Here is an 18,766-nt window from a genome sequence, read left to right on the forward strand (position 1 = left end):
GATCTCGGCGGGCCCTTCGCCTACACAAGGCGCGAGGCCCTCGGCGTCTGTGTCGGCATCGGCGCTTGGAACTACCCGATCCAGATCGCCGGCTGGAAATCAGCACCTGCGCTCGCCATGGGCAACGCCATGGTGTTCAAGCCATCGGAAAACACGCCGCTGTCGGCGCTGGCGCTGGCCGAGATCTACAGCGAGGCCGGCCTGCCCGATGGGCTGTTCAATGTGGTGCAGGGCTATGGCGATGTCGGCGCCGGGCTTGTCGGCCACGATGTCGTCGCCAAGGTCTCGATGACTGGCTCCGTCCCGACCGGCCGCAAGGTGCTGTCGCTCGCCGGCTCGAAAATGAAGCACGCGACGATGGAGCTCGGCGGCAAGTCGCCGCTGATCGTCTTCGACGATGCCGACATCGAGAACGCCATCGGCGGCGCCATGCTCGGCAATTTCTATTCGACCGGCCAGATCTGCTCTAACGGCACGCGCGTCTTCGTGCAGAGCGGCATCCACGACCGCTTTGTCGACCGTCTGATAGCGCGGACCAAAAAAATCCGCATCGGCGATCCGCTCGATCCCGAAACCCAGATGGGCCCGCTGGTCTCCAAGGCGCAGCACGACAAGGTGGTCGGCTATATCGACATCGGCAAGCAGGATGGCGCCGTTCTCGCCTGTGGCGGCAATGTGCCTACGTTGCAGGGTTTTCAGGGCGGGTTCTTCGTCGAGCCGACGGTGTTCACCGGCGTCACCGATGGCATGCGCATCGCCCGTGAAGAAATTTTCGGGCCAGTGATGAGCGTGTTGAAATTCGACGGCGAGGACGAGGTGATCGACCGCGCCAACGACACCGAATTCGGTCTCGCCGCCGGCGTCTTCACGCGCGACCTGCCGCGCGCCCACCGCGTCATCGCCGAGCTGCAGGCCGGTACCTGCTGGATCAACGCCTACAATCTGACGCCGGTGGAGATCCCGTTCGGCGGCTTCAAGCAGTCAGGCATCGGTCGTGAGAATTCTCTGGCGGCGCTGGCGCTCTATTCACAGCTGAAGTCGATCTATGTCGAGACGGGCGACGTGGCGAGCCCTTACTGAGCCGATCCTACGCGGCTTTGTCTGATGTGCTGTCCAGATATTGCGTCAGCGCACAGACCAGATGATAAAAGATGCTGGCCGGCACATCCGTCGCCAGCGAGCGGCCGCGCTCGTCGATGCGGTCGATCCACAGGCCGAGCGGCGCCGGGTCGATGTGCCAGCGGAACAGCCTGCCGACGCGTGCCTCGATCTCCGGCTTGAGGTCAGGGCCACCCGAACCGTCCAGCGCGATCGCCGCCTTCACCGCTTCGGCCTGCGGCCAGCTGCGTGATATCAGGTCGAGCGGCAGGCCCTGCCGCGAGACGGCGCCATAAGCAAGGCCGGTGGCGCGGTTGAGGCCATTGGCGATGGCCGAGGCATAGAGTTTCCTGGCAAAGCCGCTCAACTCGGCCTGGCCGCTGCGCCCGGCGAAATCGACCAGCAATGAGGCCCATTCGAAATGGTGGCCGGGCTCGGTCCATGAGCCTTTCTCGCCGGCGGAGGGTTTCCATTCGGCATCGAAATACTCGCCAAGCGTCCAGCTTTCCGGATCGAAGAAATGACTGCGGAAGAGGTCGATGATGCGCGCCGCGCGGCGCAGATGGGCGCGCTCGCCTGTGGCCTGATGCCAGGCCATGAAAGCTTCGAGCAGGTGCATGTGCGGGTTGGAGCGGCGCTCGCCTTTGCCGTCCGATGTTTCGAGGAAGCCGGTCATGCGGCTGTCTTCGAGATGCGCATCAAGAAAGGCGAGGGTTTCCTCGCCGAGCCGCAAGGCGTCGGGATTGCCCGACATATGCGCATGCGCCAGTGCCAGGAGTACGCAGGAATGATCGTAGGCATCCTCGGTGGCGTCGGCGACGGAACCGTCGACATTCAGCGTGCGAACCCAGCCACCCCTGTCGGTGCGGCCCTTCCCGGCCATGAAGGCGATGCCGTGGCTGATCAACCGGTCGGCCGGACCGTCCCAGCCGCGCGCCCGGGCGACGGCGAAGGCATAGACCTGCCTTGCCATGGTGCGCATGCGCTTGGGCTTCATCAGCGGTGAGGCGTCCAGGCCGAGCGCCTCATGAAAACCACCATGGCGTTCGTCGACGCCTGATGTCGACCACAGCGGCAAGGTCTCCTGAAACAGCCAGTGGTGCACGCGCCGGCGCCAGGCGCCGCTTTCGATGACGCGGTCTTGCGCCGGCGTGAACCTGGTTTCCAGCCGGCCCGATTTTTCGAGTTGCTCGACGATCTTCTTGACGTGCTGGCTGTGGCTGACCGGGGCGACGAAGGTGGCGTCCGATGTCGAGACGATGGCGACGTCCTTCATGCCGATCGCCGACAGCAGGCGGCCGTCACTGCGGATGTAGGAATTTTCGCAATCGATGGCGACGACATCGCCAATGATGACATTGCCCTGGTTGTCGGCGGGGCCGACATCGAGCAGTGACTGCCACGAGCCGAGATCGTTCCAGCGGAAGCCTGCCGGCACCATGGCGATGTCTCTTGCCCGCTCCATGATGGCGTAGTCGATCGAGTTCGACGGGATGGCGGCGTAGAGTTCAAGCGGCATGTAGAGGCCGGACAGGTCCGATGTCGCTGCCTTGTAGGCTGCTTCGGTGGCCTGCCAGATATCAGGCTGGAACGCCATAAAGGCGTCACGCATGGCGCCGGCGCGAAACAGGAAGATGCCGGTGTTCCAGTAGAAAGTTCCGGCCTTGAGATAAGTTTGCGCGGTCGCAATATCCGGCTTTTCGACGAAGCGCGACACGTCGAAGGGGCCGCCGCTTTCGGTCGCGACCTCGATATAGCCGTAGCCGGTCTCGGGCTGTGTCGGCTTGATGCCGAACACCACCAGCCTGCCCTCGCGTGCTGCCTCGGTGCCGGCTTCTACGCTCTGCCAGAATTGGCGCGGGGTCGATATCTCATGGTCCGACGGCACCACCAGCACCAGGCTGTCGCCGAACTCGGACAGTGTGCGCAGCGTCGCCAGCGCCACGGCGGCGGCTGTGTTGCGCCCCGTCGGCTCGAACAGCGGACCGCCGCCCGCGAGGTCAAGACCAGCAAGATCGGCGTGGACACGATCGGCATGGCGCTCCGCGGCGATCAGGAAGATCGGCGTTTCGCCTTCCGGTCGGGCCGTCAGCCGGCGCAAGGTCTTGGCCAGCATCGAGCCGTTGCCTGACAGATCGTGGAACTGCTTGGGATTGTCCTCGCGCGACAGCGGCCACAACCGCGAGCCGACGCCACCGCTCATGACAAAACTGACAATCCGCTCGGTCATTCGATTACCATTTCAAAACGTCTGATTGTAGGCACCGACTTCGGGGCTGCGGCGCAGCACGGCGTCGACGGCGTCGAACATCTGCCGGCGACGCTGCGACGATACCGGGCTTTCGACGACCACCACGAGCTCCGGCTTGTTTGACGAGGCGCGAACCAGCCCCCAGGTGCCGTCCTCGGCGACGACACGCACGCCGTTGACGGTGATGAGATCTGCGATCTTCTGGCCGGCGAAAACCATTCCGTCCCGCTTCATGGCCTGAAAGTCGGCAACCACCCGCTCGACCACGCCATACTTCACATCGTCCGCGCAGTGCGGCGACATGGTTGGCGTGCCGAAGGTCAGCGGCAGCGCGCGGTAGAGATCGGCCATCGAACTGCCGGGGCTGCGATCCAGCATCTGGCAGATGGCGATGGCGGTGACCAGACCGTCGTCGTAACCGCGGCCGATCGGCGGGTTGAAGAAGAAATGGCCCGACTTTTCGAAACCGGCGACCGCGCCAAGCTCGGCGACGCGGCGCTTGATGTAGGAGTGGCCGGTCTTCCAGTAATCGGTGACGGCGCCGTTGGCACGCAGCACGCTATCTGTGTTGAACAGGCCGGTCGACTTGACGTCGACGACGAAGGTCGAGCCCGGATGCTGGCTCGAAATATCCCGCGCCAGCATCACACCGACCTTATCGGCAAAAATCTCGTTGCCTTCATTGTCGACAACACCGCAGCGATCACCATCGCCGTCGAAGCCAAGGCCGACATCGGCACCGGTCTCCAGCACCTTGTCCCTGATGGCATGCAGCATCCGCATGTCCTCAGGATTGGGATTGTAGCGCGGGAAGGTATGATCGAGTTCGACATCGAGCGGGATGACCTCGCAGCCGATGCGCTGCAGCGCTTGCGGGGCAAAGGCGCCGGCGGTGCCGTTGCCGCAAGCGGCGACCACTTTCAGCTTTCGCGTGATGCGCTTGTCGCGGGTCAGATCGTCGAGATAGGTCGCGCGAAAATCATGGACGAAATCATAGGAGCCGCCGCCGACAAGGTCGAAATCGCCGCCCAGCACGATCGCCTTCAGCGCGCTCATCTCTTCGGGACCAAAAGTCAGCGGCCGCGCCGCGCCCATCTTGACGCCTGTCCAGCCATTCTCGTTGTGCGAAGCGGTGACCATGGCGACCGAGGGCGTATCCAAGGCAAACTGAGCGAAATAGGCCATCGGCGACAACGCCAGGCCGATATCCCTCACGCGAGCGCCCGCCGCCATCAGTCCGGACACCAGCGCCAGCTTGATCGACAGCGAATAGGCGCGAAAATCATGTCCGGTGACGATATCCGGACCGGCGCCGAGACGGCGAATCAGCGTGCCAAGCCCCATGCCGAGCGCCTGGACGCCGATCAGGTTGAGCTCCGGCAGTTGCGCGGAGCCGGGACGGCCGAACCACCAGCGCGCGTCATATTCGCGAAAGCCGGACGCCTTGATCAGCGCTTCGGTTTCGAATTCGAAACTGTTGGGCCGGGCGTCGCCAACGATTTTTGGGGGCAAGACAGCAGAACTCCAGGCGGCAGAAAATACGATCTATCGAGAGCTGAGGCTTAGCACACAAGGCTTTAAGCCACGTTTATCCCGGACCGAAATCCGGGCCTTGCGGAAATGCCCTGAGAAAGCGGACGAAATGCGACAGAAGCGCTGCCATTGCCGCTTGCAGGAACGAGATGTGGCGGCTATAAGCCCGCGGTCTGGTCACGGAGTGTAGCGCAGCCTGGTAGCGCACCTCGTTCGGGACGAGGGGGTCGCAGGTTCAAATCCTGCCACTCCGACCAGAAAAAACAAAGTGTTAGCGCATCCCGACTTTGGCGCTCAACCTGATATCCCGCCTGAAAACAAGCGAGATGGCTTGCTCCTTGGGGAGACAGGCTGGGAGTCTTGTCTTTCGTTGTCAGCACGTCGCGCCAGTGAGCTTCTCGAAGTCGCCGACGACTACAGGTTTGCCGGTCATTGCGAGTGAATTTTCATGAGCCGCGCGGCATTCAACAATGCCGCGCCGTCTGTCTCGATCCTGTCGACAAGTTCGCAAGCCTGATCCGCGGTGATGCCTGTTTCATTGGACAGGAACCAGATGCGAAAGCTCTTTTCCTCGGATGGCACAGAGGCAATGCCATCCCTGCCATCGTGTCGATCTTCGGCCGGCCGCTTGCGGCGCTTTCGCAGTGTCCGCTTCGGCTGATCACATTCAGATAGAGGGTCGATGGACATCGCTCACGTCGCGCTTAACGAAGGCCGAAAAAGCTCAATATCGCTAGGACGATGACCACCGCTCCGACGAGCCAAATGATGTTGTTCATAATCTCTCTCCTGTTGCCTCGGGGATGCCCGCGCCTCTGGCGGAGAACGCGGGCCGACCAGCCTTTGCCGACTGATCTGCAGCAGACGACAAACCGTGCCGGCTGTGAGAAATAGAACCATTAGGCTCGCCTAATGTTCCATCGTTTGGCCAGGTCGAGCGAAGGTCCGGTGAATTGCAGCAACAGAATGCCGGTCAGGCTCGGAGGCATCATGCGCAAATTGGTTCTCACAACAGCCGTTGCGCTGGCCTGCCTCCCGCGCGCCCTCCCAGGCGGGCGACGAGCGGTCAAGCGAAATAGTGGCGGCGGCTGCGCAGTTCTCCGGAAAGACCAACTGTCGCGAAGGTGATGTCGCTACCATCTCCGGCATGCGCAGCAAGGAACTGCCGGAGGCAGTGGCCAGATATTGCGATTTTTGGGGACAGATCGTTGTGCTGCCTGACGTGGGCGAGACTGATGCGGCGAGGCAGATCGTTCTTTGCAAGTGTCATCAGCGAGAGGCGAGGCGATCGCCCGTTCTTCGACTTGCCGCAAGTGTTCGGGCTGGTCGTTGGAAGGCCGGAACCAAAGTGATCAGAGGCAGTTATCCAACGAAGGGCTAATTAAGGAAATGGAGAAACTGCAATGAAAACAATGATCATGTGCGCGTTGGCGCTTTCCATGGGATTGCCCGTTATGGCTTCGGCAGCCGAGGCCGATGTGGTTATCAGAACCCACCATCGACACCAAAACAGCGTCAAGATCATCAACGAAGATGGCCAGCGCTTGCACCATCGCCGCCACGGCGAGGTTGCGTTCTATGACCATGGGCGCCGGCATCATCGTCGAGACACCGTCGTCGTGACAGGCTCCGTCTCCACTCACCGCCACCACCGCCCGGTGGTGATCGAAAACGACGGCTACTGATCCCCCGACCCACGGCCCGGCTCTTGGGAGTCGGGTCGTTTTTCCTTGACGCGCCCAGCCGACAAATTTTGGATCTCTGGATCAAATTGAATGCTGGCGTGACCGACAAACCATTTGCCGACGCGCCGTCCGAAAGCTCACAGAATCTGACTCGCCTGAATGCTACGAGCTGCCGCTCGTGAAAGTTGAGGGTTCGCCCGCCACACAGGTACAGCGAGCGAACCCTATCAGCGCAGGAAGGGACATAACAGCGCCGATGTGTAAAACTCGTGGGCGACCTCCGGGATGCTCAGCCAAGAACTATGCCCATCACCATGAAGGTGATGGCCACGGCGAAGACCGGTGCGAGCAACCAGCGCGCTTGGCCAACACTCCTCTCCATCAGCTTCCTCCCGCAAACGTGCAGCGGACAACGATCGCAAGCAGTGGCCGTTCCGAGCGACATCCCAGATAAGACCATTGCGTTTTGCGATCGGACTTAGGTCCGGTTCCCTGCCCGACCGAAGCCCGACCTGGGAACCTTTTGCACTTGCCCCAAGTTCGGTTGGTTGGGCGCAAAGACCATCAAAAATGAAACGGATGACCATCATCATGTCGAACATTGAGACTGCAAGATCCCATGCCTTGGGGATGCGCGTCGCTGACCTCAAGGCCAAGATGGAGGAGGCCCAAATTACCGAGTGCGAAATGAAGGCCTTCCACAAGGTCGCTGCCATCATGGGGGACCGCCAGGGCCGAATTGAAAGCGACGACCTGATTGCCGCATCCTTCGTCACCGACACGCTGCCGAATAGCCAAAAGCCTTGAGTGACCATGCCAACAATCAGCAGACTTTTTGATTCCCATGCCCAAGCGGCCCGGGTCGCCGGCGACCTTGTGGCGGCCGGAATTCCTCGGGTACAGATTGCCGTCATCGGACCTTACAATGACGAAGTGGGATCTCTGTGGGCTTCCGCTTTGGGGGCCATCCTTGGCGCTGCCGCTGGCGGGTTGACCTGCCTGAGCGCAGTTGCAGCCGACGGCATCAGTGCTGCGAGCGTATGGGCGACAGCGGTCGCAGGTGCGGTCTGCGGCGGCATTGCTGGCGGCCTGCTTGGAACATTCACCGTGACAGCCGTGAAGACGGATGATCGCAGTAGTGCTGAGGGGATCGTTTTGGTGACGGCTCATGTCGATGAAAATGAGACCGACATCGCCCAGGCAGTGCTCGGCGGTTACGCCCCGACTACAATCGTCGCCGAAGCAGCGTGAGAATTTCTAGGGAATTGAATAAACAGCCCGACAACCGTTGTGGCCGGAGATCACCAAAATGCGCGAAAAGCCCGCCCCGGCGTCAGCCGAGACGGGCTCTCTCCGTTTACCAGTGATTGAATTAAAGCACTCGACGGGTACCAACTTCGAGTGCCCGAGAATGTTCCTGCCTTAGCCGGTAAGGCTGAGCGCAGTGGCAGGGTCCTTCGCAGTCGCAAACTTTGACGAAATGGCCTTCGGCCCTAGATAGTTCGGTGGATACTATGGGTCGATGAAACGGCGAGCCGGATGCGACATGAATTTGAATTCGACGACAGCCTTGCCACCGGCCCTGATGATTGCACTGTTTCTTGTCGCTGGCTGTTCATCGATCAGCAGAACCGTCGATCCGGCGAAATACGATTCGATGACATGCACCGAGCTCAACAGCGCGCTGGGAGACATTGCCCGTAACATCTCGCAAACCGCAATCACCCGCGGCAAGGTCGTGAACACCAGTGTTCCGCGCTGGCTGCTGGGCGGCTCGCGCGTGAAGACCGCAGTCGCCGGCCGCGAAACGGCCAGGATCGACCGGCTGAAGCAGCAACAAGATGCCATGGTCGCGGTACGGGCAAACAAGTGCCCGCGGTCAACGGACTGAGTGAACAGACCATCTGCGGCTACTGCCTTCCAGTGGCTCAGGCGCTCAGGCGAAACCGCGTGACGTCGATCGCCGCGGCCATCAGCGTCTGAGTGTAGACGTGCTGCGGATTGCTGAAGATCGCCTCGGTCGGCCCCTCCTCAACGATCTTGCCCTGCTTCATGACAATGATGTAGTCGGCCATGGCGCGCACGACCGACAGATCGTGGCTAATGAAGAGGTAGGACAGTTCGTGATCTGCCTGCAGCTTGCGCAGCAGTTCGACGATCTGTTTCTGCACCGAGCGGTCGAGCGCCGAGGTCGGCTCATCCAGCACCACCAGCTTGGGCTTCAGGATCATGGCGCGGGCAATGGCGATGCGCTGTCGCTGGCCGCCGGAGAATTCGTGCGGATAGCGGTTGCGGGCATTGGGATCGAGGCCGACCTCGCGCAGGGCCTCGACCGCACGCAGGTCGCGTTGCTTGCCCGAAAGATTCGGCTCGTGCACCAGCAGCCCTTCGGTGATGACCTGGCCGACAGTCATGCGCGGCGACAGCGAGCCGAACGGGTCCTGGAAGACGAGTTGCATCTGGCGTCGCAGCGGCCGCATCGCCTGCCGGTCGGCCTGGGAGATGTCGCGATCGCCAAAACGGATCAGGCCGTCGCTCGGCAACAGCCGCAGCAGGGCGCGGCCGAGGGTCGATTTGCCGGAGCCGGATTCACCGACGATGCCGATGGTCTGGTTGCGCTGCAGCCTGATCGAAATGTGGTCGACGGCACGTAGCATCAGCGGCTCACCGGCAAGAAAGCCGCCGCCGATCTTGAACGTCACCTCGACATTCCTGCCTTCGAGCAGCACCGGGGCATTGGCGGGCGGCGGTGCCTTGCTGCCGGTCGGCTCGGCCGCCAGCAGCATTTTCGTATAGGCATGTTGCGGGTTGACGAAGATGGCTTCGGCCTCCCCCTCCTCGACAACCTCGCCCTGACGCATGACATAGACCCGGTCGGCAAAGCGCCGGACGATGCCAAGATCATGGGTGATGAAGACGATCGCCATGCCGAGCTTGCGCTGCAATTCGGCCAAAAGCATCAGGATCTGCGCCTGGATCGTCACGTCGAGCGCCGTCGTCGGCTCGTCGGCGATCAATATGTCAGGGTCGTTGGCAAGCGCCATGGCGATCATGACACGCTGGCGCTGGCCGCCGGACATTTCGTGCGGATAGGATTTCATCCGTCGCTCGGGATCGGGGATATGCACCAGCCGCAGCAGCTTGAGCGCCTCTTCGTGCGCCTCCGCAGCATTCAGGCCCCGATGCCGTCGGATCGGTTCGATCAGCTGGTTCCCAATCGAATAGAGCGGATCGAGCGAGGTCATCGGCTCCTGGAAGATCATGCTGATCTTGGCGCCGCGGACCTTGTTCAGCTCGGATTTGCTTAAAGTCAGAAGATTGCGGCCGCGATAATCGACACTGCCTGTCGCTTCGCCATTCGATGCCAGCAGGCTCATCGCCGCCATCATCGTCTGGCTCTTGCCGGATCCGGATTCGCCGACCACGGCAACGGTTTCGCCCGCGTTGACGTGGATGTTGATGCCCTTGACCGCCTCGACCGCGCCATCGAGCGTGCGGAAGCGAACACGCAGGTCTTTGACGCTGAGGATCGTTTCGGAAGCAGCCATTTCAGCGATCCCCATCTTTATCGATCTCTCGGGTCGAGTGCGTCGCGCAGGCCGTCGCCGACGAAGTTCAGCGCGAACAGCGTCGAGACAAGGAAGAAGGCTGGAAACAGGAGCAGCCAGTTGGCGGTGCCGATGTTCTTGGCGCCGACCGAGATCAGCACGCCCCAACTGGTCATCGGCTCCTGCACGCCGAGCCCGAGGAACGACAGGAAACTCTCCAGGATGATGACCTGCGGCACCAGCAGCGTCATGTAGATCACCACCGGGCCGAGCAGATTGGGGATGACGTGGCGCAGCAGTATACCGCTCTGGCCGACGCCCATGGCTTCCGCGGCCTGGACATATTCCTGGCGGCGGATCGACAGCGCCTGGCCGCGCACGATGCGCGCCATGTCGAGCCACAGCACGGCGCCGACCGCCAGGAACATCAGCACGAAGTTGCGGCCGAAGAACACCACCAGCATGATGACGAAGAAGATGAAGGGCAAGGAATAGAGCACGTCGACGATGCGCATCATCACCTCGTCGACCTTGCCGCCGGCAAAGCCGGCAGCGGCCCCGTAGACCACGCCGATGACCACCGCCACGACGCCAGCGAGCAGGCCGATGGCCAGCGATATGCGCCCGGCCATCAGCGTGCGCGAGAGAAGATCGCGGCCGGTGTTGTCGGTGCCGAACAGGAAATATTGCTGCTTTATCGACGCGCTCATCGTCACTTCGAGGCCGTCGGGCGACTTGCTCTCGATCTTGGTGTCGTCAAAGGCATCGGAGCGGTCGAGATAGCGGATGTTGCGGTCGTCGATCGGCTTGGTCGACTTGACGGTGACGAAGACCTGGTTGCCTTCCTGCCGCCACTCCTTGATGTCGACCCGCATGCGCTTGATCGCTTCGGTGAGCGCCGTCTCGATCATGTCGGCCTTCGGATAGGCCGACATGCTCGGCGGCATGCGCACATAGTCGGCATAGATGGTGGTGTATTGATGCGGCACGAACCAGGGCCCGAACACGCTGACGACACCGATCAGGGCGAGGTAATACAGGCTGAACATGGCGGCGCGATTGGCCTTGAGGCGCGCCCAGGCATCACCCCAGAGCGAGCGGCCGATGACGGCGGGAGCCGTGGCTGCGATGTCAGTCATAGCGCACCCTCGGGTCGACGACCGCGTACATGACGTCGACGATCAGGTTGAAGACGATGGTGAAGATGGCGATCACCACCACCGTTCCCATCACCAGCGTGTAGTCGCGGTTGAGCGCGGCATCGACGAAATAGCGGCCGACGCCCGGAATGGAGAAGATCGTCTCGACGATGACCGAGCCGGTCAGCAATGCCGCCGCTGCCGGGCCGGTGAAGGAGACGATCGGCAGGATGGCACCGCGCAACGCGTGCTTGACCACCACCGACCAGTCGGAAAGGCCAAGCGCGCGTGCCGTGCGAATATGGTGAGACCGCAAGGATTCGATCATCGAGCCGCGCATCAGCCGGGCGACGATGGCGATCTGCGGCAGAGCGAGCGTCAGCACCGGGCCGACCTTGTTGATGAAAGCACCATCGCCCCACCCACCGATCGGCAACAGCCTCCAGGTCAGCCCGAACAGGAGCTGGATCACCGGTGCGATGACGAAGGTGGGGATGGTGCTGCCGGCGGTCGCCAGCGCAATCACCGTATAGTCGCCGAGCTTGTTCTGGTTGAGCGCGGCAATGGTACCAAGCACGGACCCGAGCAGAAGTGCCAGGATCAATGCCGAGGCCCCGAGCTGAACCGAAATGGGCAGTCCCTTGGCGAAAAGTTCGGTGACGGTGAAATCCGGCATGTTGTAGCTCGGGCCGAAATTGCCGCGCAGCAGATTGCCGAGATAGTGGACGAATTGCAGCCAGAGCGGATCGTTGAGGCCGAACTGGGCTTCAAGGTTGGCCCTGATCTCGGGACTCAGCCCCCGCTCCTGGTTGAATGGACCGCCTGGCGCGACGCGCATCAGGAAAAACGCCATGGTCACGATGACAAATAGCGTCGGGATGGCGGTCAGAAGCCGCCGTAATACGTATCGCAGCATCGGTGCCCCGCTTGATCCAGAGCAACGCCCGTCCAACTGGACGGTTGCGCTCTAGCCTTCAAATCTTCGCACCGACATGCCGAAAATCGATTCCGGTTCCCGGGCCGATGCGATGGCAAACCATCGCCGCCGCGCCCTTCGGGCGCGACGGCTTGGCCAGGGAGTTAGTCCTTGCTGACGAAGCGGGACGGATGCACGTCCATCACGTTGTCCACGAAGCCATGCAGCTTCGAGGAAACGATATCGTGGTAGCTGTAGTAGAGAAGCGGGATCTGGCCGACGTCATCGACGAGGATGCGTTCGGCGTCGGCAAGTTCCTTCATGCGCTCTTCGGGCTTGCCGCCGGCGGCGGCCGCCTTGTCCATGGCCGCTTCATAGGCCGGGCTGTTGTAGTCCGAATAATTGTTGCCGCTGGCCTTGCGCGAGATGCCGAGGAAGGTTTCCGGATCCTTGTAGTCGGCGATCCAGGCTGCACGTGCCAAGTCATAGTTGCCCTTCTGCTCGAGGAAGGAGTAGTGGGTCTTGGTGTCGGTGTTGAGCAGCGTGACGTCGACGCCAAGCGGCTTCAGCTGTTCCTGGATGGCCACGGCAGTGTTCTTGTGGTTCTCCGAAGTGTTGTAGCGGATCTCCATCTTCAGCGGCTTTTCGGGTGTATAGCCGAGTTTCTCGAGGATTTTCTTGGCCGCGTCCTCGCGGTCGATCTGCGGCATGTCGGCGTATTTGGCCATTGCCGGCGTGTAGCCCTCGATGCCGGGAGGCACCATCGAATAGCCGGGCAGCATCGAGTTCTGCCAGACTTTCTCGGCGAGGAAGTCGCGGTCGATCGCCATCGAGATGGCGTTGCGCAGCTCGACATTGTCCCACGGTGCCTTGTCGGTCTTGATCGCATAATAATAGGTGCCGAGATACGGGCCGACGTGGATCTGGTCGCCAAACTTGGTCTTGAGGTCAGCGAGCTGCTCAGTCGGGAGATCGTCGTAGCTGTCGAGTTCGCCGGCCTCGAAGCGCTTCATTGCCGATGAACGGTCCTCGGTCGGGATGTAGTTGACGACGTCGAACTTGACGGTCGCAGCGTCCCAGAATTTCGGATTCTTGACCAGCTTCATGTGATCGTTGGGAACCCATTCCGCCAGCGTATAGGCGCCGTTCGAAACGAGATTGCCGGGCTTGATCCAGTCGGCACCGAGCTTTTCGATGGAGGCCTTGCTGACAGGGTAGGTCGCCTGGTGGGTCAGCATCTCCAGGAAGTAAGGCGTCGGCGCTTTGAGCGAGACTTCCAGGGTATTTGCATCAATCGCCTTGACGCCCATATCCTCGGGCTTGCCCTTCTTGGTGTTGAAGTCTTCCGCACCCTTCACCGGATACAGCATCGAGGCGTATTCGGCGCCGGTCGCCGGGTCTTCCAGCCTGTGGAAAGCGTAGACGAAGTCATCCGCCGTCACCGGGCTGCCATCCGACCAGAGGCCGTCCTTGCGCAGCTTGAACGTATAGACGGTGCCATCGTCCGACACTGTCCAGCTCTCGGCAGCGCCGGGAATGACATTGGCCTTCTCGTCCTGCATGACCAGGCCCTGGAACAGGTCGCGCAGGACATTGGCTTCGTAAACCGTCGAGGTCTTGTGCGGATCGACCGATTCCGATTCAGCGGCGGTGCCGCGGTTATAGACGGTCTCGGCGAAAGCCTGCGTGTAGAACGTGCCGGCGGCCAGCGTCACGGTTGTGGCGAACACCGTCGCCTTCAGCATGTTTTTCATCAGCATGAAGTTCTCCCTGTCGGCGCTGCCGTCGGCGCGCCTTCTAAGTGTTGACGCCCCGGAGCCGATATCTGACCCCTTTGAGCGCGCCACCGGTTCCCTCCGATGGCTGGTGGCAGGAGACTAGACAGGAGGTAAGCTCTTTTCAACCGAGTACTGATTGACCTTAAGTCAAGAACCAGAAGTCAAAGAAGACGTCCGCTAAATTAGTGCGAGCTTTCAATCATTCACAGCCGCAGGTTGCACCAAGAGTTTTCGCTTTTTGCATGCGAACTTTGGCATGCTCAGACCCATGGTTCGCAATCTCACTCCCATGGCCAGAGGCCGCCAATTCCGGATAGATGCTTCGGGAACTTCGGCGGTTGAGTTCGCCCTGCTCTCCCCAATCTTCATCCTGATCCTGCTCGGTATGGTTGCATACGGCATATATTTCGGTGCGGCGAACTCGATCCAGCAAATCGCGGCGGACGCCGCCCGGACAGCCATTGCGGGGACGAACCAGACCGAACGGCAAACACTGGTGGCGAGCTTCGTCACCAACAATGCCGGCGGATATCCTTTCGTGGATGTCAGCAAGCTGACCTACCAGGCCAATGACAGCGTGGCCGATGGAAGTCAGTTCGTCGTGTCCATCCAATACGATGCCCGCAACCTGCCGATCTGGAATCTTTTCCCAGGCATAGCGATGCCAGGCACCACGATCACGCGCCAGTCAACGATCAGGGTCGGGGGCATCTGAATGTTGCTGCGTGAGCGCAAGGAGATCTTCCGGCTTGCCCGGTTAATGCTGGGCGACAGAAAGGCCAATTTCGCCGTCATGACGGCGCTCATGGCGCCGGTGGCGCTGGCGCTGGCCGCAGTAGCTATCGACGAAGCTTCGATCTACACCGAGCGCCGCGAGGCGCAGGCAATGGTGGATCTGGCGGCGATCACCGCCGCCTCGAACATCACCAACATCAATGCCGCGGTCGTGACCACGTTGACCGACAACGGCATGCCAAATGTTGTCGTTGAAACCTCGGGACAGACGATCACTCCGGCCGTCGGGAAAACCGTGGTGTCGGTCACGCCAGGGCGATACGCGGCATCCGGCGCCAATTTGAGCCAGCGCTTCCAGGCCAGCGTAACCCCCTACAATGCCGTCCGTGTGACCCTGAAGAAGATCCCTGCCCGCTATTTCGCGAGTTCGCTGATCCCCTCTCCCGTCATCGGTACCCAGGCCACGGCCAGCATGACGCCGCAGGCGACGTTCTCGGTCGGGTCGAGGCTCGCCAGCGTCAATGGCGGCATCCTCAACGCACTTCTCGGCAGTCTTCTCGGCGGCAACATTTCGCTCAGCGTCATGGACTACAACGGATTGATCTCGGCCGACGTCAGTGTCCTCTCCTTCATAAGTGCCCTTGCCACACAAGTGAACGTGACCGGCGGCACCTATTCGGATGTGCTGGCCTCCAAGGCGACCGTCGGTCAGATTGCTACCGCCATGGCCAACGTGCCCGGACTTGGCAACACGGCCAAGGTCGCCCTGCAGACGATTGCTTCCAAGTCGACCAGCACGGTCAAGATCCCGCTCAGCAGCCTTGTCGACCTCGGCTCCGCAGGCAGCCTTGGACTGGGACAAACCCCGACAGGCCTTGGGGTCGATGCCAGCGCCATGGGAATGCTGACCGCCGCCGCCGTGCTGGCGAACGGCACCAACCAGGCTCAGGTCAATCTCGGAGCCACCATACCCGGGCTTTTGGCCACCACGCTTACCATTGCCATTGGCGAGCCGGCGCAATCCTCGCCTTGGCTCGCCGTCGGTGGAATCGGCACCACGGTGCGCACCGCCCAGACGCGTATCAAGCTGGTGGCGACCGTCGGAGTCGGCACGCCCGGTCTCGGTGGCGGCATCAGCCTGCTAGCCGTCAATCTGCCGCTCAATGTGGAAGTCGCCTATGCCGAAGCCAAACTGACCGACATCACCTGTCCGACAGGGCCTTCCAGCATCAAGGTTTCCATCGCCGCGCACCCAGGCATTGCCTCGCTACACCTGGCCAACAGCAACAGCTCAGGCTTTGGCGACTTCAGCCAACCGCAGACATTCACCGACGCGGAAATCGCGGATGTGAGCCTCAAGCTGCTGCTGATCAACATTCCGCTGATACAGGTGATGGGCTCCGCCGCCACCGCGATCACCAACAACAACCCGACGACGCTGACCTTCGACGCAGCCGATATCACCAACAAGACGATCAAGACCGTTTCGACGCGCAACATCACGCAGTCGCTCACCACGTCGCTGGTCAGCAACCTGTCGCTTTCGGTCAATGCGCTTGGTCTGGGAATCGATCTGACCGCCCTGCTCGGAACGGTTAAGCCAGCAGTGGTGGCTGTCCTCAACGGTATAACGGCACCGGTCGACGACCTGCTCTACAATGTGCTTTCAGCCCTTGGCGTGGGTGTCGGCGAGGCCGATGTGCGGGTTACCGGCGCGACTTGCGGACGCTCGGTACTCGTCCAGTAAAGACGGCCGAGCCATCAATCGAGGCGACCAAGGAAGTATCCGAGCGCGGGCAACGAAAGTTCGGCCTCGTCGATGACCGCCGCATCGCCGTCAAGCTTTGCGATTGCTCCGACATCAGGCGGCAACGGCCAAGTCCGTTGCTCCCCAGCGAAATTGAAGACACAGAGCAATCTTTCACCGCCGCCTTCGCGGACGAATGCGAGCACGTCGCCCTCAGCGTCAAGAAAGCGGATCGACCCTGATACCAGCGCCTCGTGCCCCCTGCGCAACGCCAGCGCGGCCCGATAGGACGCGAGCACCGATGCCATGTCGGCATTCTGGACGTCGACCGCGCGGGCGCGATGGCTGGCCGGTATCGGCAGCCATGGCCTGGCCGTCGAGAAACCCGCATTGTCAGCGCCGGCCTCCCAGACCATCGGTGTGCGACACCCATCCCTGCCCTTGACGCCCGGCCAGAAGCGGATGCCGACGGGATCGCGCAGATCCTCATAGGCAAGCTCCGCCTCTTCCAGGCCGAGTTCCTCGCCCTCGTAGAGGCAGATCGAGCCGCGCAGGCAGGACAGCAGCGTGATCGAGAATCTGGCGATGGCGTCGGGATCGCTGCCCGACCTTGTCCAGCGGCTGACATGGCGCACCACATCATGGTTGGAAAACGCCCAGCAGACCCAGCCATCGGGAACGGTCGCCTCGAAAGCTTCGACGCAGCCACGCACATGTGTCGCCGAGAACTGCGGGCCGAGCAGGTCGAAGGTGTAGCACATATGCAGCTTGTCGCGGCCTGAGGTGTAGGCGGCGAGCGTCTGCAATGAGCGGCCTTCATCGCCGATTTCGCCGACGGCGGCACGATCCTCGTACTCATCGAGCAGGGCCCTGAAGCGGCGAAGGAATGCCAGGTTTTCCGGCTGCGTCTTGTCGAACAGATGCTCCTGGTAGAGGTAGGTGTTGGTCTCGCTGTTGGTGCCGGCGACGCTCGACGCCAAAGGCGGATTGCCGCGCAGCCAGCGGTCGTGGACATAGTAATTGACCGTGTCGAGCCGGAAACCGTCGACGCCGCGCTCCAGCCAGAAGCGCACCGTTTCCAGAAGCGCGTCCTGAACCTCCGGATTGTGGAAATTCAGATCGGGCTGCGAGGCGAGGAAATTGTGCATGTAATACTGCCGGCGGGTCGAATCCCATTCCCAGGCCGGGCCACCGAAGACGGAGAGCCAATTGTTGGGCGCGCTGCCATCGGGCTTGGTATCGGCCCAGATATACCAGTCGGACTTAGGGTTATCGCGGCTGGCGCGGCTTTCGACAAACCAGTCGTGCTTGTCGGATGAATGGGACAGCACCTGGTCGATGATGATCTTCAGGCCAAGACGATGCGCTTCGGCGACCAGCGCATCGAAATCCTCAAGCGTGCCGAACATCGGATCAACATCGCAGTAATCCGACACGTCATAGCCCATATCGGCCATCGGCGACTTGAAGAAAGGCGACAGCCAGACGGCGTCGACACCAAGCGAGGCGACATGGGCGAGTCTCGATGTAATGCCGGCGAGATCTCCGCTGCCGTCGCCGGTCGTGTCCTGGAAGGAGCGCGGATAGATCTGGTAGATGACGCAACCGCGCCACCATCCGGCCTCGTCACTTGCCGCCATTGCGCTTCTCCCTTGTGCCGGCCTGCGCTCGTTCGATCATGAAGATCACCGTCCGCCCCGATACCGGGCGCGAGATGTCCCCTGCATCGCCTGTCTCCAGGGCTGGCGCCCAGAAAAATCCTTCGCGCTCGGGCAACGTGACCATGCAGGCCCGGCGATCGCCGTTGATGATGACGGCAAGGCGGCTGGCGCCGCCCAGGATCATGACCAGGCGGTGCCGCTGCGGATCTTGCCAGCTCTGTTCGTCGAGCGGCGCGCCTGTCTCGGTCAGCCATGCGACGTCCGGTATCTCCGAACCTGCCGGTGGCTGGCCAGTGAGGAAACCTGTGTCGGAAAGCGCGGGCATCGCTCGGCGCAGCGTCGCGAGCAGCGCCGTGTAGCGCTCCAGCGCCTGGTCGCGGCCGGCCCAGTCGAGCCAGGTGATCGCGTTGTCCTGCGCATAGGCGTTGTTGTTGCCTTGCTGGGTCCGGCCGAATTCGTCGCCCGCGGTCAGCATGATGGTGCCGCGTGAGGCAAACAGCGTGGCGAGCAGCGCACGCTGGTCGTTGAGGCGAGCCGCGGCCACGGCCGGGTCGTCCGCATCACCCTCGACACCATTGTTCCACGACAGGTTCTCATCGTGGCCGTCGCGGTTCTGCTCGCCATTGGCTTTGTTATGCTTGTGTTCGTAGCGCACGATGTCGGCGAGCGTCATGC

Annotated in this window: 14 protein-coding genes, 1 tRNA gene and 1 pseudogene; 8 read left to right on the plus strand and 8 right to left on the minus strand. The window is 61.8% G+C overall.

Annotated features, from left to right (window positions below; all coding sequences use genetic code 11):
* On the plus strand, positions 1-1,080 hold a 1,080-nt coding region (gene betB, locus EN935_RS03615; protein ID WP_127373173.1), incomplete at its 5' end, for a betaine-aldehyde dehydrogenase.
* A gap of 7 nt (positions 1,081-1,087) precedes the next feature.
* Here betB and EN935_RS03620 read toward each other — a convergent pair.
* Positions 1,088-3,328 (minus strand): mannose-1-phosphate guanylyltransferase/mannose-6-phosphate isomerase, encoded by a 2,241-nt coding sequence (locus EN935_RS03620; RefSeq protein ID WP_127265689.1) that lies wholly within the window; start codon positions 3,326-3,328, stop codon positions 1,088-1,090.
* Between the two features lie 12 nt (positions 3,329-3,340).
* Positions 3,341-4,861, minus strand: coding sequence for a phosphomannomutase/phosphoglucomutase (locus tag EN935_RS03625; protein WP_127265688.1), 1,521 nt, complete (start codon positions 4,859-4,861; stop codon positions 3,341-3,343).
* A gap of 201 nt (positions 4,862-5,062) precedes the next feature.
* Here EN935_RS03625 and EN935_RS03630 point away from each other — a divergent pair.
* The 5 genes from EN935_RS03630 (at position 5,063) to EN935_RS03650 (ending at position 8,458) form a co-directional block, all read left to right on the plus strand.
* Positions 5,063-5,139 (plus strand) — tRNA-Pro (locus EN935_RS03630).
* A gap of 1,146 nt (positions 5,140-6,285) precedes the next feature.
* Entirely contained in the window at positions 6,286-6,567 is a 282-nt protein-coding gene (locus tag EN935_RS03635) for a hypothetical protein (protein WP_109662451.1), read from the plus strand.
* A gap of 591 nt (positions 6,568-7,158) precedes the next feature.
* The gene (locus EN935_RS03640; RefSeq protein ID WP_127264041.1) at positions 7,159-7,374 is read left to right on the plus strand and encodes a hypothetical protein; all 216 of its coding nucleotides are present in this window, start codon (positions 7,159-7,161) and stop codon (positions 7,372-7,374) included.
* Positions 7,375-7,443: 69 nt separating this feature from the next.
* Complete coding sequence (locus EN935_RS40650) at positions 7,444-7,818, plus strand: hypothetical protein (RefSeq protein WP_245468845.1); 375 nt, start codon at positions 7,444-7,446, stop codon at positions 7,816-7,818.
* A gap of 295 nt (positions 7,819-8,113) precedes the next feature.
* The gene (locus EN935_RS03650; RefSeq protein WP_109662448.1) at positions 8,114-8,458 is read left to right on the plus strand and encodes a hypothetical protein; all 345 of its coding nucleotides are present in this window, start codon (positions 8,114-8,116) and stop codon (positions 8,456-8,458) included.
* Positions 8,459-8,495: 37 nt separating this feature from the next.
* Here the strand turns inward: EN935_RS03650 and EN935_RS03655 are convergent, their stop codons facing one another.
* From EN935_RS03655 to EN935_RS03670, 4 genes are all read right to left on the minus strand, one after another.
* Positions 8,496-10,115, minus strand: coding sequence for an ABC transporter ATP-binding protein (locus EN935_RS03655; RefSeq protein ID WP_109662446.1), 1,620 nt, complete (start codon positions 10,113-10,115; stop codon positions 8,496-8,498).
* A 17-nt stretch (positions 10,116-10,132) separates the two neighbouring features.
* Positions 10,133-11,254 carry an ABC transporter permease subunit gene (locus tag EN935_RS03660; RefSeq protein WP_109662443.1) on the minus strand — a complete coding sequence of 374 codons (1,122 nt, stop codon included), beginning with the start codon at positions 11,252-11,254 and terminating at the stop codon, positions 10,133-10,135.
* Positions 11,247-12,170 (minus strand): ABC transporter permease subunit, encoded by a 924-nt coding sequence (locus EN935_RS03665; protein WP_109662440.1) that lies wholly within the window; start codon positions 12,168-12,170, stop codon positions 11,247-11,249. Before EN935_RS03665 ends, EN935_RS03660 begins: the two co-directional genes overlap by 8 nt.
* 164 nt (positions 12,171-12,334) lie before the next feature.
* Complete coding sequence (locus EN935_RS03670) at positions 12,335-13,927, minus strand: peptide ABC transporter substrate-binding protein (RefSeq protein WP_127264039.1); 1,593 nt, start codon at positions 13,925-13,927, stop codon at positions 12,335-12,337.
* Positions 13,928-14,237: 310 nt separating this feature from the next.
* Between EN935_RS03670 and EN935_RS03675 the strand changes: the two genes are divergently transcribed.
* On the plus strand, positions 14,238-14,663 hold the full coding sequence (locus EN935_RS03675) for a TadE/TadG family type IV pilus assembly protein (RefSeq protein WP_109662438.1): 426 nt from the start codon (positions 14,238-14,240) through the stop codon (positions 14,661-14,663).
* Complete coding sequence (locus EN935_RS03680) at positions 14,664-16,430, plus strand: TadG family pilus assembly protein (RefSeq protein ID WP_127264037.1); 1,767 nt, start codon at positions 14,664-14,666, stop codon at positions 16,428-16,430. It begins immediately after the preceding gene.
* Positions 16,431-16,444: 14 nt separating this feature from the next.
* Here EN935_RS03680 and EN935_RS03685 read toward each other — a convergent pair whose 3' ends face one another.
* Positions 16,445-18,070: an alpha-glucosidase family protein gene (locus EN935_RS03685; protein ID WP_127264035.1), complete on the minus strand. Its 1,626-nt coding sequence runs from the start codon at positions 18,068-18,070 to the stop codon at positions 16,445-16,447.
* Positions 18,057-18,766 (minus strand): annotated as a pseudogene (locus EN935_RS03690) (glycogen debranching enzyme GlgX); the annotation flags it as partial. The pseudogene EN935_RS03690 and the gene EN935_RS03685, both read right to left, overlap by 14 nt.

Source organism: Mesorhizobium sp. M7D.F.Ca.US.004.03.1.1 (genome assembly GCF_003998635.1).
Classification (GTDB): domain Bacteria; phylum Pseudomonadota; class Alphaproteobacteria; order Rhizobiales; family Rhizobiaceae; genus Mesorhizobium; species Mesorhizobium loti.

Bases quoted from the DNA above. Each gene is read 5' to 3' on its own strand.
- EN935_RS03650 (WP_109662448.1), top strand. From the start codon at position 8,114: ATGAATTTGAATTCGACGACAGCCTTGCCACCGGCCCTGATGATTGCA.
- EN935_RS03620 (WP_127265689.1), bottom strand. From the start codon at position 3,328: ATGACCGAGCGGATTGTCAGTTTTGTCATGAGCGGTGGCGTCGGCTCG.
- EN935_RS03660 (WP_109662443.1), bottom strand. From the start codon at position 11,254: ATGACTGACATCGCAGCCACGGCTCCCGCCGTCATCGGCCGCTCGCTC.
- EN935_RS03685 (WP_127264035.1), bottom strand. From the start codon at position 18,070: ATGGCGGCAAGTGACGAGGCCGGATGGTGGCGCGGTTGCGTCATCTAC.
- EN935_RS03655 (WP_109662446.1), bottom strand. From the start codon at position 10,115: ATGGCTGCTTCCGAAACGATCCTCAGCGTCAAAGACCTGCGTGTTCGC.
- EN935_RS03675 (WP_109662438.1), top strand. From the start codon at position 14,238: ATGGCCAGAGGCCGCCAATTCCGGATAGATGCTTCGGGAACTTCGGCG.
- EN935_RS03635 (WP_109662451.1), top strand. From the start codon at position 6,286: ATGAAAACAATGATCATGTGCGCGTTGGCGCTTTCCATGGGATTGCCC.
- EN935_RS03680 (WP_127264037.1), top strand. From the start codon at position 14,664: ATGTTGCTGCGTGAGCGCAAGGAGATCTTCCGGCTTGCCCGGTTAATG.
- EN935_RS03665 (WP_109662440.1), bottom strand. From the start codon at position 12,170: ATGCTGCGATACGTATTACGGCGGCTTCTGACCGCCATCCCGACGCTA.
- EN935_RS03640 (WP_127264041.1), top strand. From the start codon at position 7,159: ATGTCGAACATTGAGACTGCAAGATCCCATGCCTTGGGGATGCGCGTC.